Source organism: Haloechinothrix halophila YIM 93223, from assembly GCF_000504245.1.
Taxonomy (GTDB): domain Bacteria; phylum Actinomycetota; class Actinomycetes; order Mycobacteriales; family Pseudonocardiaceae; genus Haloechinothrix_A; species Haloechinothrix_A halophila.
Window position 1 is genome coordinate 2,710,335 of the sequence record NZ_KI632509.1, and the last position, 14,693, is coordinate 2,725,027.

The 14,693-nt window shown below is 65.0% G+C and carries 15 protein-coding genes; 9 read left to right on the forward strand and 6 right to left on the reverse strand.

Going from position 1 to position 14,693, the window contains the following annotated elements:
* Positions 1 to 18: 18 nt before the first annotated feature.
* Positions 19 to 729: an SDR family oxidoreductase gene (locus tag AMYHA_RS12410; RefSeq protein ID WP_034271156.1), complete on the reverse strand. Its 711-nt coding sequence runs from the start codon at positions 727 to 729 to the stop codon at positions 19 to 21.
* 391 nt (positions 730 to 1,120) lie between these two features.
* On the opposite strand from AMYHA_RS12410, the gene AMYHA_RS12415 reads away from it, so the two are divergent.
* Positions 1,121 to 1,549: an ImmA/IrrE family metallo-endopeptidase gene (locus AMYHA_RS12415; RefSeq protein ID WP_157362061.1), complete on the forward strand. Its 429-nt coding sequence runs from the start codon at positions 1,121 to 1,123 to the stop codon at positions 1,547 to 1,549.
* A 499-nt stretch (positions 1,550 to 2,048) separates the two neighbouring features.
* A complete protein-coding gene (locus AMYHA_RS27015) occupies positions 2,049 to 2,387 on the forward strand; it encodes a DUF6355 family natural product biosynthesis protein (RefSeq protein WP_157362063.1) in 339 nt (112 codons plus the stop codon).
* 259 nt (positions 2,388 to 2,646) lie between these two features.
* Here AMYHA_RS27015 and AMYHA_RS12420 read toward each other — a convergent pair whose 3' ends face one another.
* Positions 2,647 to 3,627: an aldo/keto reductase gene (locus AMYHA_RS12420; protein WP_034271158.1), complete on the reverse strand. Its 981-nt coding sequence runs from the start codon at positions 3,625 to 3,627 to the stop codon at positions 2,647 to 2,649.
* Between the two features lie 17 nt (positions 3,628 to 3,644).
* On the reverse strand, positions 3,645 to 4,934 hold the full coding sequence (locus AMYHA_RS12425) for a helix-turn-helix domain-containing protein (protein WP_034271161.1): 1,290 nt from the start codon (positions 4,932 to 4,934) through the stop codon (positions 3,645 to 3,647).
* 379 nt (positions 4,935 to 5,313) lie between these two features.
* On the opposite strand from AMYHA_RS12425, the gene AMYHA_RS12430 reads away from it, so the two are divergent.
* From AMYHA_RS12430 to AMYHA_RS12450, 4 genes are all read left to right on the forward strand, one after another.
* Entirely contained in the window at positions 5,314 to 5,883 is a 570-nt protein-coding gene (locus tag AMYHA_RS12430; RefSeq protein ID WP_157362065.1) for a hypothetical protein, read from the forward strand.
* Positions 5,884 to 6,141 (forward strand): hypothetical protein, encoded by a 258-nt coding sequence (locus tag AMYHA_RS12435; protein WP_034271166.1) that lies wholly within the window; start codon positions 5,884 to 5,886, stop codon positions 6,139 to 6,141.
* A 623-nt stretch (positions 6,142 to 6,764) separates the two neighbouring features.
* Positions 6,765 to 7,091, forward strand: coding sequence for a hypothetical protein (locus AMYHA_RS12445; protein ID WP_157362066.1), 327 nt, complete (start codon positions 6,765 to 6,767; stop codon positions 7,089 to 7,091).
* Between the two features lie 30 nt (positions 7,092 to 7,121).
* Positions 7,122 to 7,367 carry a hypothetical protein gene (locus AMYHA_RS12450; protein WP_051399816.1) on the forward strand — a complete coding sequence of 82 codons (246 nt, stop codon included), beginning with the start codon at positions 7,122 to 7,124 and terminating at the stop codon, positions 7,365 to 7,367.
* Between the two features lie 601 nt (positions 7,368 to 7,968).
* On the opposite strand, the gene AMYHA_RS12460 is transcribed toward AMYHA_RS12450, so the two are convergent.
* Entirely contained in the window at positions 7,969 to 9,630 is a 1,662-nt protein-coding gene (locus AMYHA_RS12460; RefSeq protein ID WP_034271173.1) for a gamma-glutamyltransferase family protein, read from the reverse strand.
* Positions 9,631 to 9,696: 66 nt separating this feature from the next.
* On the opposite strand from AMYHA_RS12460, the gene AMYHA_RS12465 reads away from it, so the two are divergent.
* Positions 9,697 to 10,740: an NAD-dependent epimerase/dehydratase family protein gene (locus tag AMYHA_RS12465; RefSeq protein ID WP_196776879.1), complete on the forward strand. Its 1,044-nt coding sequence runs from the start codon at positions 9,697 to 9,699 to the stop codon at positions 10,738 to 10,740.
* 273 nt (positions 10,741 to 11,013) lie between these two features.
* Here the strand turns inward: AMYHA_RS12465 and AMYHA_RS12470 are convergent, their stop codons facing one another.
* Together AMYHA_RS12470 and AMYHA_RS12475 are read right to left on the reverse strand one after the other, a co-directional pair.
* Complete coding sequence (locus AMYHA_RS12470; protein ID WP_157362068.1) at positions 11,014 to 12,081, reverse strand: hypothetical protein; 1,068 nt, start codon at positions 12,079 to 12,081, stop codon at positions 11,014 to 11,016.
* A 27-nt stretch (positions 12,082 to 12,108) separates the two neighbouring features.
* Positions 12,109 to 13,410, reverse strand: coding sequence for a hypothetical protein (locus AMYHA_RS12475; protein ID WP_051399818.1), 1,302 nt, complete (start codon positions 13,408 to 13,410; stop codon positions 12,109 to 12,111).
* A gap of 382 nt (positions 13,411 to 13,792) precedes the next feature.
* On the opposite strand from AMYHA_RS12475, the gene AMYHA_RS12480 reads away from it, so the two are divergent.
* Together AMYHA_RS12480 and AMYHA_RS12485 are read left to right on the forward strand one after the other, a co-directional pair.
* Entirely contained in the window at positions 13,793 to 13,993 is a 201-nt protein-coding gene (locus AMYHA_RS12480) for a hypothetical protein (RefSeq protein WP_157362070.1), read from the forward strand.
* A gap of 177 nt (positions 13,994 to 14,170) precedes the next feature.
* Complete coding sequence (locus AMYHA_RS12485) at positions 14,171 to 14,596, forward strand: hypothetical protein (protein WP_034271184.1); 426 nt, start codon at positions 14,171 to 14,173, stop codon at positions 14,594 to 14,596.
* Positions 14,597 to 14,693: the final 97 nt, after the last annotated feature.

Here is a 14,693-nt window from a genome sequence, read left to right on the forward strand (position 1 = left end):
CCCCCCTCCAGCTCCCGATCAGTAGCCCATCGCCGCGCCACCGGTGACCGGGATCGTGGCACCGGTGACGAAGGTGGCGTCCGCGACCCAGCTCACCGCGCTGGCAATCTCGTCGGGGCGAGCGAGGCGTCCCAGAGGAACCTCGCTGATCAGCTGTTCGCGGGCCTGGTCGGTCATGGCTGCCACCATGTCGGTGTCGGTCGGGCCCGGCGCGACCACGTTGACCCGAATGTTCTTGGCCGCGTACTCCTTGGCCGTGGAGCGAGCTAAGCCTTCCAAGGCTGCCTTGGATGAGCTGTAGTTGACCTGGCCGGGGGCGCCCGCGCGCGCCGACGCCGACGACACGAGCACGATTGAACCCTTGCGTTTGCGCAGCATCGGCTTAATCGCTTGGCGGACCACTCGGAACGCCCCTACCTGGTTGGTTTCGATCACGTCGCGGTAGTCATCTTCGCTCATCCGTAACAGCAACGTGTCGCGTGTGATGCCGGCGTTGTAGACCACGATCTCCGGAGCTCCGTGTGCCTCCGTGACCTGGTCGAACGCCTGCTCAATACTTGCCGGGTCGGTGACGTCCATCTGGACGCCGAGAACTTTTTCCACGTCGACGCCCGAACCACGATGCGTAGCGGCCACCTGATCTCCCGCGGTGAACGCTTGCGCGATCGCTGCTCCAATCCCGCGGCTCGCCCCTACTACCAGTACAGATCGTCCGAGTTCGCTCTCCATGCAGCTAGGCTAATTGATCTTGACGCCGCTCGCTGGCCATGGCACGACCGGGTGAATCCTGGGCCACGCCAGTTGATTACGACTTACACTAGACGTCCACATCGCTTTGATCTTCGTGCTCTACGCGCGCTGATCATCAGCCCGCTCCCTGTCGACTCGGGGCGTGGCCGATCCGGCACAAGTGGATTCGGCTGTACGCACGACGCAGGATGGGGCCCGCTTTCCTCTCTGCCGCGCAAGAACCGGACGGCATGCCCATGGCCGTCGTGGTGAATCATGCGTGAGCGCGCGGGACTTCGCATCTGCTCCTTTCTGGAGGTACCGCCGGGTCAGACGGGAGGTCTTGGACATGAGCATCACTCCGGACGACGCGACGGCACGGTGCGAGGAGATGATCGGCACACTGGTCATTCCCCGCCCGTTCGACATCGATCGCTTCCTGGCCATCCTGGCCGAGAAGCGAGGCAAACGCATCGAGCTCGTCCCGGCCAACCTGAGCGCGGAACAACCGTGCGGAATGCGGATCAGCACCGTCGAGGTCGACTACATCGTCTGCGCCTACAACGTGCCACCGCTGCAATCGCAGCACACGGTGATGCATGAGGTCGGCCATCTGCTGTTCAACCACGGCACCGCCAGTTCCGGCTGCGGCGAAGCGCAGCGCGTGGCCAACGCTGACGCACTCCATATCCTGCTTCCGAATCTGTCGCCCGCGCTGGTGCAGCGCATCCTGGGCCGCACCGTCTACGCATCCGAGCAAGAACGCGAGGCTGAGCTGTTCGCTTCCGTTGTCCTCACGCGGGTCAGCAGCTCAAAGTAGATGTATAGCAGCGTCGGGCCGGACAACCCGACGACCTCGCGCTCCTGGAGTCGGCGTTCGGCCACCCTGTACGTACCGGGTCCCATCATGGTTAGCGCATTGGGGTTACCTGTGCTGTCTAGGCTCGCTGTATGCCGCCGTGGTGAAGGTGCGCAGCACCTGTGGTATCCCGATAACCACAAGCCGACGGTTCCTGGTCGGCACGATGGTGGCCTTTGGTCTGGCACTCATACTCTCGGCTCAAGCCACCTCGACATGAGGCACCTCCGAACCTTAGTGACGCGTCCACATCAGTTGACATAGTGACCATAGGCATTAATATTGTCGAGGTAATAGGCAACTCATATGGACGTCAATCTGTCCAGGTTGTCAACCACCGGGTCGACCGTGGGGGTCGCCCCACTGAGCCGGCCCGGAGGGGGTGCCGACTCTGTAGGTCGGCATCAAGGAACGCGTGGAGTCCGACGGACCGGCTCATCAAACGAAGGATGAGTCCAAAATGTCCAAAACGATTCGCCGCGCCGTCCTTGCCGCCGCAGTAGCGGCCGGAGCTCTGACGTGCGCAGTTCCGGCATCCGCCGCCGACAGCACCGTGCAGGCCAGCGCCCCGTGTGGTTACATCGGCTACAAAGGCAGCAACGGCCACCAGCCGCTGTACAACCACTGCGGCAGATACAACGTCGTTGTCGAGGTTGATCACTTGTTCTGGCAAACCACCTATGCCTGCGTAAAACCCGGTGTGCATCACCTTCCTCAGGGCAGCAGCCAATGGCGAATCATCTATGCCGACTCCGACGGCAGGCGCTGCGCAAATCCCGGGCCGATAGCGAGGCCGTGACGACCGAGTTCGGCCTTGTGCTCTTCATACGTCTCGACGACGTTGCCACAGTTGCCGAGATTCTCTATCGGTGCTCGAGTGTTCGTCGACGACGCCGTTGGGCTCCGACAATGCCCACCGTCACTTATCGTCGGCTGGCGGGATCGTGCCTGGCGTAATTCTGAGGACCTCGCTAGCGCCGCCACTGGAGTGCCCGTTCATAGCGAAATGATGAAATGGCCGAACTGCGGTGCGTAGCCTTCGGATGTAAGTCGGCGTATCAAGAATGTCCACGAACTTCGCGAGGGTGGTATGGCGCTTCCAACCGTGCCACCGCATCGTCGCTGAGCACGACGTCGAGCGCAGCGACAGCATCGTCAAGGTGCTTAGTCTTGGTGGCGCCGATGACCGGTGCCGTGATGCCCGGCCTGCTCAACAGCCAGGCGAGTGCTATCTGGGCCATCGGTTTTCCTTGCTGGCTGGCCACCTGCCGCACGGCTTCCACGATCGCGAGCTCCGCATCGTGGTAGAGCTGCTGGGCGAAGTCATCGGTGCCGGATCGAACCGTGGGCGGCTGTTGTTCAGGCGTACGGCTGCCGGTTAGCCAGCCTCGGGCCAAGGGGCTCCACGGGATGATGCCGACGCCGAGATCGCGGCAGAGCGGCAGCATCTCCCGTTCTTCCTCTCGGTAGAGCAGGTTGTAGTGGTTCTGCATCGAGATGAACTGGGGCCAGCCGTGGAGCCTGGCGGTGTACTGGGCTTTAGCGAACTGCCAGGCGAACATGCTGCTCGCACCGATGTAGCGCACTTTGCCCGCCCGGACCACGTCGGCTAGGGCTTCGAGTGTCTCCTCAATCGGAGTGTCGTAGTCCCAACGGTGAATCTGGTAGAGATCGACGTACTCTGTGCCGAGTCGACGCAGTGAGTTGTCGATTGAGTCCATGATGTGCTTGCGCGACAGGCCCCGGTCGTTCGGCCCGTCGCCCATCGGCGAGTTGAGTTTGGTGGCCAGCACGTAGTCCGAGCGCCGGGTGAAGAACTTGCTCAACAGTCGGCCCGTGATCTCCTCGCTCACACCACGTGAGTAGACATCCGCGGTATCAAAGAAGATGACGCCCTGCTCCACCGCGTGCCGGACGATGGGCTCTGCGGCTTGCTCATCGAGCACCCAGTCCCGCCACTCGCGACTGCCGTAACTCATCATGCCGAGGCAGATGCGGGAGACATTCAAGCCGGACGAGCCGAGGCGTACGTACTCCACAGGCAGCGGGCTCCCTTCTATGAGGTGAGTTGGCGGAGGCGTTCGTCCAGGTCCCGAACGCAGGGCACGATCGACCACGAGGGATCGAAACCAGCACGGACACCGAGTGCGCGTTCAACACCCATTGCGTAATGATGGTCGACGCCCAGTTCAACGGCACGCGCTACTTCTGCGCACGCCCGGTCGGGCTCACCGACCTTGGCATGCGCCAAGGCACGGTGGCCGGCCGTGGCGATACGTCGACGCATGTTGGCAGCTCTGGAGTCGACGTGCTCGAACATGGTGTGTGAGGTCGCGTCGTCACCAGCCAGCGCCAACGTGAACGCTCGGACGCTGTCACGGTGTTCCCGCATCCCGTAGCCGTAGGTCGAGCGGGCGAAGAACCCCACACCGGTATCGTCATCGTCTGCGTCGAGTCCAGCGTCGGCGCGGTCGAGATCGCGCTGAGCCGCAGAAATCTGGCCGAGCGTTGCGTGCTGGTCAGCCCGCCAGGTTGCCAGCCACCCGGTCGTGAAGCTGTCTGCTCGTTGAGCCAACGCGGTGGCCTTGTTGAGCAACGCGAGCGATCGCTGCGGATCACCACCGTGGCCACCGCGTGGGGCTGAGCTGAAGTAGTAACTGAACGCGCCGAGCGCTCGCGCTTGTAGGGGCTGGTCGGAGACGCCTTCCGAGATGTGGCAGGCCGCCGACAAGTACCGATAGGCAAGCGCTGGGCGGTGTAGGTGGCATGCCCACAGCCCAATCTGGGCATGCACGCCGGTCACGATCGCCGCGAGATCCGTTCTGAGGTGATCGTCCATCGGCGCGTCGAGCAGTGGCAGCAGCTCATCGGCGTAGTTGACGAGTACTGGCAGGGCGGAACGCGGATCGGCGCTGCGGTAGAGACTCGCGAACGCGTATGCCACGTCTCGGTGTCCGTTGACGAACGCAGGATCGACACGCGGCGGAGCTGACGGCGCGGCGAGCCGCTCAAGGACGTCGAGCGCGGGTTGCGACACGGCCGTCGCGAGTGTCAGGCCGAGCAGCTTGGTGACGTCGCGGCGTTTCGTGTCGTCCTCCTCTTCGACTGGTTCAGGTTGCAGGCTGGCCTGGAACCGGTGCCGTACGTCGTCCTGGACCCGAGCCAACGCTGTGTCGAGGCGTCCCTGGCTCTCGGGCAGCAAGGTGATGGTGGCACCTCGTTGCTCCCACTTGGCCACAGTGCGAGGTTCGACGCCAAGGTAGTCGGCGAAGCCACGAATGGTCTGGCGCATCGCGAGGCGAAGCGCCTTGGTCTCCCGTCCGGTCCAGCGTTGCACAAGGGCCATGTCATACCCACTGTCTCTCTCACCGCGGCTGCGACACACAGCGTAACGCCACGGGTACAACACGGGGTCAACACCGGTTCATTCCCCGAACCCGCCGTGACAACCAAGGTTGCACATAGGCACTCAGCACCGGGAGACCAAGTCCCGGTCGCGCCGCACGCGACCTCCCCGCACGGGTCGTCCCCGGCGTGCGTCTTGCTGCGACGGCTGCCCGGCGCTGGGTGCCACCCACATAAAGAGTGCACGCCCCGGATGAGACGGAGACCGAGATCCGATGCCCACCCAGCCCCTCGCCGTGCCGCGCACCTGGTATCGAGGCCGCAATGCCCTGGGACCGCGGGCTGAGCCCCGCGTGCCTGAACCGGCGCAGCCCTACTGCGTGATCGCGCGGGCGTTCCTCCAGCACGTTCCGTCCGTCGAGCCGGGCCGCGCTCAGCAGTGCGGCTGTTGCACGCAGCGCTGGCCGTGTTCGCAGGTTGCGGCTGGCGTTCCGGCTGCGGGAGAGATTCTAGCCGTGCCGATCGACCAAGACATCCGCAGCGAGCAACCCGCCGACGCACTCCAGGTCGTGTACGACTATCTGCGTACCGCCACCAACCAAACGCCGACGCTCGCCGCGTACGAAGCCAAATTTGTCGCGTGGTGTGAGCGTGAAAGTTGGCATCTCGGCGCGATGTTCCGCGACATCGGCGTTGCCCCGGAAGCGCTCATCCGGCCAGCGATCACGCCCGCCTTCGACGCCCTCCAACTGCCCGGTAGTGACACGTTGGTCGTAATGACCTGTGGTCACCTCTCGACCGTGAACACCGTCGTCACCCGACTGCGCTTCGAGCGGCGCCGCACAGGCGCGACGCCGTTAATCAAGACCGAGCGGGCACCCGCAGCGTGCCACGGTGCGGCAGCGGACGTCACGGACAGCGATCGCAATGACGACGCGGGGACCGCATAGATGGCACCACACGACCCGCACGTCCTGGAGCCGGACACCAAGGCGCTGCTCTCCGCGCTGGCCGCGATCAATGGCAAGGTGCCGGACGTGGCCCTCGCGCTGCTGGAAGGCCGGATGACGCCGCAGCGGCAACGCGAGTTCGCAGACTTACTGACGGAGCTGGCCGAGTTGCTGCGTGCCCACGCGGGTGGGCTGGTGATCCCTGCCGGGACGTCCGAGCCTGCCGACGAGTCGGCCGCCCCTTCACCGCCGCCCTGAACGAGGTCGCGCCTACCCCTGTCGCTCCGTCCGGCGAGCACACCTCCCGCCGCGCAGACCAGCAGAAACGGAAACGGATGCAACCCACCAGAGGAACACCGATCAGCTTGTCGCCGAGCACTCCGTGCCAGGAGCCAGCTGTCTCACACCGCTCTGCGAGGACACGTGCACCAGCGACACGGTGTGATAACAGCCCCTCGCATACCCGACACCACACCGACAACACCAGCGTGAGCCATGCATGAACGCTGCACTGGCGTACGTGCTAACAATCATGGCAGCGCCCGCGTTGTGGGCGCTCGGAATCGGGGCATACGAGCTGGCCCAGCGACTCCGGAAACGCCGACGAATGCAGCGGCAATCAGCACCCGGGACGACCGTGGCGGAGATCAGCGATCGCATCGACACCGAACGGTTCGCCCAGGACGTCCAACGTGGCGAACCTCCACGGTGGGAGCGGCATGCAGCCCAGCGCGGCGACCCGCACCGACCACGCTAACGGCCAACCTGCGACCACAACGGCGACTTCGCCTCCGACGACCTGCACAGAACCGCTCCATTGTGCGAGTACGAGCCGGAACGTACTGGCACACGGTCGGCACCAAAGACGCAGAAGGGTGACGATGCGACACGATGACCAGTGCGACTGGCCCACGGACTTCGAGATCTACGGCCACCACCTCCGCTCGGCGGAGCCGTATCCCGACGACTGCGTGATGGCAATCGGCATCAACAACGACGAGCCGGTTACCATCACGGCCGATGTGGTAACGCGGTTGCGCGAGCTGCGGGCCAGCGTGACCGCAGAGCAGCCGGTGCTTACCCGCCGCTACGAGCAAAAACGACTGAATGCATCACGACAACTTCTCGGCGATGCCCCCGCGTGGCGATGCCCCCGCGTGACGCCGAGCGAACTCGCTATCTCACCATCGGGAGGCGAGCTTCAATAAGTATATTCCCGCAGTGCCCGCGCTGACGCGGTGAATGCGCTCTCTCGCGCCGACGAGCTCGTCGAGCGGATCGACACCGACAATCTGCCCGAGGCTGGCTACTGGTACACACCAGAGTTCTTCCTAGGCCAACGGGCGTTCGTCCTGGACGCGCTGGGCGACGCCCAATCCGCGAGCCGCACTGCGGCCGAGTCGCTGGCCGCGATGCCTGAGGCGTGGCAGACCGCCGAATGGGCTGGCCGCCGACGTGCGCTCGCGCAACTCGGCGAGAGATAGCGCGGGATAGCGCGAGCTAGCCGTGGTAGTACGATCGAATATGTGTTCGCTTGCGAGTGTGCTCAAGTTCGCGACGGACGAGTAGAGCGATGCCCGCTGCACGGCACCACCCGAGGTCCCAAGCCGGTGTGGGTGCAGTTGGATCACGTCTTTGCGCATATCCCCCACGACGGCCACCGAACCGTCGTCGACGGACTCGATTTGCGCGGCGAGGTGCCGGGGTACCTCCGTCGGTGGGAGCGAGCATATGACGGTCGATGGGTCGGCGTGGTCAACTACTCGATTGGTTACGCCGACGGTCGATCACATCGCTTCGCGCTAACCGATCAGCTCGTGGCGGCCTCGGCGTTGCGGCCACGGGAAACCTGAGAAGCGCCGCGGGTTTCGACACGTTCTGAGCCCGAAGCCGCTCGTAGGAGTCATCGAGGGCGATTGTCATAGCGAGAACGCCAGGCCTCACCCTGAAACGCCCGGCCGTGGCCGACAGGCTCTCCGGTGTGCCGCCTGCCCCGCCGTTGCCGCCGTGGAGGTCGTGCGGAGGCCGTAGTAGGCCACATTGAGGACATCCAGCCGGACACCGAACTGAGCCTCCCGGCAGGACTTACGCGTCATCGAGGCCGCATGCCGCAGTCAGGTGCAACGGATTCAGGCCCGAGCGGATCACGCCGTCCTCGTTGACGGTCAGAGCGGCGGGATTGGCGAAGTGGAAGGTGGTCAGATCGTCGTGGACGCGTTGGACGTGGTGTCCTCGTCGGTCCAGGTCGGAAGCGACGGTCGCGGGGATGTTCGCGTCGAGAAGCACGCGGTCACCGTGTACGTCGAGGCGAGGCGTGTTCGCAGCGTCCTGGGGCGCCAGGCCCTGGTCGAGCAAGTAGGTGACGAGCTGCACCGTGGCGGCGGAAATCCGCTGCCCGCCCGATGCGCCCGCGGCGATGATCGGGCTGTCGGATTGATCCAGAACAACCAGCGGGGTCATGTTGGAGTGCGGCCGGTGGCCTGGCCGAATCGAATTGGGGTGATCCGGCACAGGCACAAATCCGAACATCGCGTTGTTCAGCAGCATGCCTGCCGGCGTTGTGACGGCGGAGCCGAACGCGCCGAGGACGGTCTCGGTGAGGCTGACCGCCATGCCGTCGGCGTCGATGACCGATACGTGGGCGGTGCCTTCGGGCCTGATCTCCGCTGAGCTTTGGCCCTGCGCCCACCATGCGTCGCGCCAGTCGTCGGTGCGACGGTCAGGATCGATGGTCTCAGCGATCTCGGTGGCGACTGTCGGGTGCTCGACCCATACCGGGCTCTGATGGTCCCCGGCGTGCACGTTTTCGACGTGTCGACATCGACGGATGGCTTCTGCGACGAGGTGCAGGCGCCGTGGGGCGAGAGTGTCGGTGCCTGCGATGTCGAGGAGTTGGAGCACGCCGAAGAGTAGGCCGTAGAGCCCGCCGTGCGCTGGCCCGAGAATTCGATACCCGCGATAGGCGATCTTGTCCGGCGGTGTCAATCGGGGCTGGTACGACGAGATGTCAGTACGCGTAATCAGGCCACCTCGGGTGGCCATCTCGGTGCTCAGCGCATCGGCGGCCGAACCGGCCAGGTACGCGTCCAGGCCGCCGTCAGCGACCTCGCGCAGCGTCGTGGCGAGGAGTGGCTGCCAGAACAGGTCACCAGGCGCTGATGTAGCCGGGCGGTGCGGGTACTGCCCATCGCGGAGGAATGTCCGTGCCGTGGTCTCGTAGCGAAGGAGCTGGTCGAGGTAAACGCCCTGCATGAGTGAGCCGAACCAGTCCGTCTCGATTCCTTCCCCGGCAAGCTCAATGGCTGGGGTCATAACATCCTGCCACGGCAGACGTCCCAACTCACCGTGCGCCGCTTGGTAGCCGGGAACGGCGCCCGGAACACCAATCGCCAGGTGGCCAATCTCGTTGACCCGGCCGGGTAGGGCCCAACCGAACAGTCCCGGGATGACCTGAGCAGCGGAGAACATGTCCGGTGTCGCGTCGCTGGGTGCTTCGCTGCGGTAGTCCATTGAGTACGCACGCCCGTCGGGCGTCGCTGCCGTCAGTAGCCCGCCGCCGCCGATGGTGGTCGCGAAGGGCTGAGCCACGCCCGTGGCCAGCATCGCCGCGATGGACGCGTCCAGTGCGTTCCCGCCGTGGTGAAGAACGCGCGCGCCAACCGCTGCCGCAGCTGGATGGCGGGCCGTGACCAGGCCGCCGCGCGCCTCAACCGGTGTCTTCGTGTGCCGCCACTCGCTGTGGATCATGTCAGCATTGTCGCGCTCCGGTGGCCGGCTTGAGCATCCCAGGCAGCGTTCGCGAGGATGGTGGGTGTGAGGAGATTGCTGATTCTGGGCGGCTCGTGGTTCTTGGGGCGCGCCGTTGTCGAGCACGCGTTGGCCGACGGCTGGGAGGTGACGACGTTCCGGCGCGGCATTTCGGGAGCGGAGCCCTCGGGCGTCCGCCTAGTTCGGGGAGACCGCACGAACCCGGATGATCTCGCACGCCTGGCGCGGTCAGGGCCGTGGGACGCAGTCATCGACACGTCCGGTTACGTGCCGTTCGAAACGCTCGCGGTCGCCCGCGCACTCGAACCCGTCGTCGAGCGCTACACATTCATCTCAACCGTCTCGGTCTACCAGGGATGGCCTACCGATCCGTTGACCGAAGACTCGGCCGTATTGGAGTGCCCCTCAGACGCCGGCGCCGACTTCGGCTACGACGGCGATCCCGGACCCAGCGTGTACGGTTTCACCAAGGCCGGATGTGAGCGCGCAGTCCTGGAAACCTTCGGCGCTGAACGGACGGCGCTGCTTCGGCCAGGCGTTGTCCTCGGCCCCCGCGAGTACGTGGGTCGACTGCCCTGGTGGCTCAGCAGAGTTCGGCAAGGGGGACGGGTGCTGGCCCCCGGCCGGCCTGACCGGCGCATCCAACCTGTCGACGTGCGCGACGTTGCTGCGTTCGCGCTGCGTACCGCAGCAGGTCAGGTCGGCACATTCAACATTACAGCGTCCCGACGCGCGTCCATGAGCGACCTTCTCACAGCCTGCCGGACTGTGACCGACTCGGACGCCGAGTTCGAATGGGTAACCGACGAGCAGTGGCTCACCGAACAAGGCGTTGCGCAGTGGACCGAACTACCGCTCTGGCGCACCTACGGGGGCGTGTGGAACGTCGACTCCTCGCGAGCGTTCGCGGCAGGACTGACACCACGGTCATTGGAAGCAACCGTCACAGACACCTGGGAGTGGCTGACTTCCGGTGGCGAGGGCATCAGCCACGAACGCGCGGCTGAACAAGGAATCGACCCAGCCAAGGAGAAAGCCATTCTCGGCCTGTGGGACGCCTACCAGCTCGACCATTGCGGAGCGACGTAAAGGTCTCTGTTGCGGTCGCTCCCGATCGCCATCGCTTTCTCAGTGTGGCCGCAGCCGCTGGCCATCTCGACCTCATCGAGGTCTAACTCCGCGCCGCCCTCGCCACGCTCGACGACCCATCGACGCCAAGCTGTACCGTGCCAAGAGTTACCTACAAGTGCTGCTGAGGGCAAGCGGCGAGACAGAGTGTGCCCTGCGCACCTTCCTGGAGTACCAGTGAGACCTTCGGCTGATTGCGATCGCGTGATCCATCACCGAGGGTCCACTACCTGGTCAGGCGGACCCGCCTGACACTGACTCGAACCTATCTGCCCAAGCCTCGAGATACTGGTCGTTTAGTGCGAAGTAGCTGCAAACGGCTTGGCATGCGCGATACATCAGTGCACTTGGGAGTTCCAAGGTCCGGACCCACTGTTCGGGCTGGTAGCGGTAGCGGAACTCGACTCGGCCGTTGGCCTCGTGCCGATCTACCAGCAGTGATAACGCCATCGGGTTGGGATGAGCCACAAAGGAAAGCAGGTCGTAGAGTCCGTCCAGGTTGGTGACACCGAGCTTCCTGATGCCGAGACACTGCTTACTGAGGCTGGGATAGGTTTCGCCAGCGACATTCCACAGCGGCATATCAGCAGGATTGTCCCAGGTTGTGTCCGTTCCCGGGAATCGTTTCAGCAACTCGCTGCGCACGGCGTCGCGCGCCCGCTTCGCGGCCTTCTCCTCGGCCTTGGACTTCTTGCGGGCACCCGCCAGCCGTCGGAAACGGTGCGCGGCTGCAAGACGCCCCATCCATCGTCGCGCCATCCGCGCCTTGGGTGTGATGCCGGGCTCTAGGAGCCATGCCGCGTGTGCTACGTGCTCAACAACGGCCCGCGCCAACGGCCACGGCGCAACCTCTAACGTTCGGTCGGCGACGAGCGACCTGAGTCCCTTGACATGCATCGATGCGGCGTCGATCACCTGTATCGCGTCCAGGCCTGCACCACTTGCCTCGTCTTGTTCCCACAGCGGATTGGCGTGGGCCAGCGCATCGTCCGCGCGCTTCGCCGGGGAATGTTCGGACACTGACCCCAGCTGATCCTTCGTTTCCTTCCACGCTTGATCGAGATCCGCCAGCAGGTCGGCCCATTGGTCGAGCAGGTTCTCGAGCTCAGGTTCGCGATCAGCGATGCCTTCACCCTTCCAGGATACGGCTCGAAGCCGGGACGCCGACGCCCACAGACTCGGACGTGTCCCGGCCTGAAGGCACGGCCCTCGTCCGTCGCCTGATGGATTACTGCGGGGTCTGAGACTGATCGTGAGGACATCACCCTGAGCACGCGGAGAGGCCAGTTCCCTCCTCGCCATCTCGGTGCCCCTTTCTCCGCAATAGCCTCAGTCTCCGGCCGTGATCGCCTTCCGCGAGGTCGCGCGCGCGAGACTGGTGGCCGTAAACGACTCGATCGACTCGCCGATACGTCGCGCCTCGACGACATTGCGGTACCGAGCGGTCCCGAGGATCCGCCCGAGCCCCTGAAGCCGTTGCGAGAGTGCCTCGGTCCGGCGCGCGGGTTCGAGCGCGAACACAGGTGTGAGTGCGTCTTCCGCGCCAGCAAGATCACCATGCAGCGTACGTGCGGTTGAGAGATCGACCCGCGCACCGAGTTCCCCGGCTACCCACCTTTCGTCCTCGGGTAGCTGACCGAACATCTCGAGCGCGCCGAGCGCTTCTCGTTCGGCGCGCTCGCCGTCCCCGAGCGCTACGAACGCAGCGCCCGCGCACAGCGCGCGGCGGGATCGATCGAACCCGAGTTCGCCCCCGATCTCGTCGAGGAAGGCATCATCGCCCGCGCGATCGAGTTCGTCAGAGGCCACTTCCAACTCCGTCTGAACTTCGTCGCGTGCCCCGATCAACGCGAGCGACCGCGCCCGTACGCTGTGCAACCTGGCGCTTGCCGTCCCGGCGGGAGCTTCGGCCAGGGCGGCTTCCGCAATACCGGCGGCGCGACGTGGTCGGCCCGACCAAAATGACACGGTGACCTGCAGCGCCCGTGCCCACGCGCGCAACGATGGATGGTCGATCACACTGCCGTAGGTGTGTGCGGCTCGCGCCTGCTCCTCGGCAACGTCCGCATGTCCCAGGTCCCAGGAAACAGACGAGAGCAAGCCACAGACTTGGCCTGCAAGCAGGTACAGCTCGGCCTGCTGGCGCGGCTTGTGCGTCCTGTCCAACTGCTCGTAGACCGTGTCCCGCAACTCGACCAAGTTCGTCAGCATCGACAGAGGCGGCGTGATGTAGTACGAGCGCGCCGCATGAGCAGCCGCAGCATGCAGGTGTTCGAGCGCGGAGGGATCGAGTGCCGACGACGCTTCGATCGCATGCTCTACCGACTCCCGTGCGGAATTCACAATCAGTTCCTGTTCTGTCGGCTCACGCTTCGCAACTTCAAGCTCGGGCGGCCCAAGCAGCCGATCGACGGGCTCGCCGAACCACTGTTCCAGAACTCGACACGACACCGAGCGAGGCAGCGGGGCACCACCACGCAGCCACCGCTTCGCTTGGCGCTCCGACACATGGGCGTTTCCCTCGCCGCACTTGTTCGCCTGCGCTGCGAACTCCTTCAGGAACTCGCGCAGGGACAATCGCTGGGCACAAAGTAGCTGCTCAAGCCGTGTGCGCGGGGACTTGTGGGCCATCAGTCATCCTCCTGTCGGACACGGTAGCCAGTCTTCGCCAGACATAGAAACGATCAGTCCACGATGTCCTCCATTTGGCCCGTAGTAGCCCCGCAATGGCCCCACTGTGCGCGCCTGGAATTAGCGAATCTGAGCAGGCACCACACAGGACCGGAGGCGCCACAGTGTCACGTTGGAACTCGCCCGCGATGAGCACAGAGATCGCACGTGCTCACCCAGAACGGCGGCGGCCCTGCTGTCGATGCCCCGACCTCCAGCAGGGCTGCCGCTCACGACCAGGTGCGCTCACAAGCGGAACCTCCCGAGGAATGGTCGCCTTGGGTAGGCACCGCACACGCTCGACCTCGCTGCTCGAGTCAGCCGGCTGGGGGTGGACAAGCACATGAACGCGACACCAGCCGCTGAGTGCACGACCAAAGACGACCTGTACCGCGCCTCGGTGCAGCTCAGCCCTCTGTGGCCGATCACCGACCCGGACCTTCCCCTACTGCCCGACCCGACCGCACCCACGCTGTCCCGGTTCCTGCCGGTGTACCGCGACGTGCTCGCACGAACAACGAGCCGACGCGATGGGCAGGGCTGATGCGTGCTGTGTCCGTGATCATGTCCCATGTCGCCGCGCTGCTGGCGATCGTGCAACTGGCGCGATGGGAAGCACGGGACACCGCTGAAGCAGTACGACAGGCAGCGACGAAACATACCGCTCCGCTACCTGTCCGCCCGACGCCGCGCCCGAGCCCGTACACGAAAGGTGGTCAGTGTGCAGCGCAGGATTGATCCACCCGAAACAGTCGAGCGACTGCGGTGGGCCAGCCTGAACGGATTCACGACCCACATTGTGGGCGCCCCGCACGACCCGGAAGCGCTGGTACTGGTGCGGTTCTGGCCCGGTTTCATCGACGTGGCGCACCTTCGCGGTGCCGACCGCACCGAAGCTGCCCGCCTCCCACGGGACGAGCGCGCGAACATCTGGCGTCCCGAACACGTTACCTGGCACTACTACGGAAGCGTGCTCGACGCGCTCAATGCGCTGCAGTACCTGCCGCACCCCGACGCCGACGGCGCACCTCACGACGGTTACCGGCCACCGCGCGACGTCGCCGCGCCGGAACCACTGACGGTGACCGACGCCGAGCGCTCCACGGTGATCGTCCGGCCTCCCGCCCGTCGCCCAAAGGGAGGGTGATGCCAGTGACCAGCCCGGGTGACACGCCCGAACGTTTCGTGAGTGCGTCGAGCGTGTGGCCCACTTTTCCACTTGAGGCCATGTTTGGAAGGAAACC

Coding starts and splice junctions, on each gene's coding strand:
- AMYHA_RS12445 (WP_157362066.1), top strand. CDS start 6,765: ATGCGACACGATGACCAGTGCGACTGGCCCACGGACTTCGAGATCTAC.
- AMYHA_RS12475 (WP_051399818.1), bottom strand. CDS start 13,410: ATGGCCCACAAGTCCCCGCGCACACGGCTTGAGCAGCTACTTTGTGCC.
- AMYHA_RS12435 (WP_034271166.1), top strand. CDS start 5,884: ATGGCACCACACGACCCGCACGTCCTGGAGCCGGACACCAAGGCGCTG.
- AMYHA_RS27015 (WP_157362063.1), top strand. CDS start 2,049: ATGTCCAAAACGATTCGCCGCGCCGTCCTTGCCGCCGCAGTAGCGGCC.
- AMYHA_RS12410 (WP_034271156.1), bottom strand. CDS start 729: ATGGAGAGCGAACTCGGACGATCTGTACTGGTAGTAGGGGCGAGCCGC.
- AMYHA_RS12480 (WP_157362070.1), top strand. CDS start 13,793: ATGAACGCGACACCAGCCGCTGAGTGCACGACCAAAGACGACCTGTAC.
- AMYHA_RS12470 (WP_157362068.1), bottom strand. CDS start 12,081: ATGGCGAGGAGGGAACTGGCCTCTCCGCGTGCTCAGGGTGATGTCCTC.
- AMYHA_RS12425 (WP_034271161.1), bottom strand. CDS start 4,934: ATGGCCCTTGTGCAACGCTGGACCGGACGGGAGACCAAGGCGCTTCGC.
- AMYHA_RS12460 (WP_034271173.1), bottom strand. CDS start 9,630: ATGATCCACAGCGAGTGGCGGCACACGAAGACACCGGTTGAGGCGCGC.
- AMYHA_RS12415 (WP_157362061.1), top strand. CDS start 1,121: ATGATCGGCACACTGGTCATTCCCCGCCCGTTCGACATCGATCGCTTC.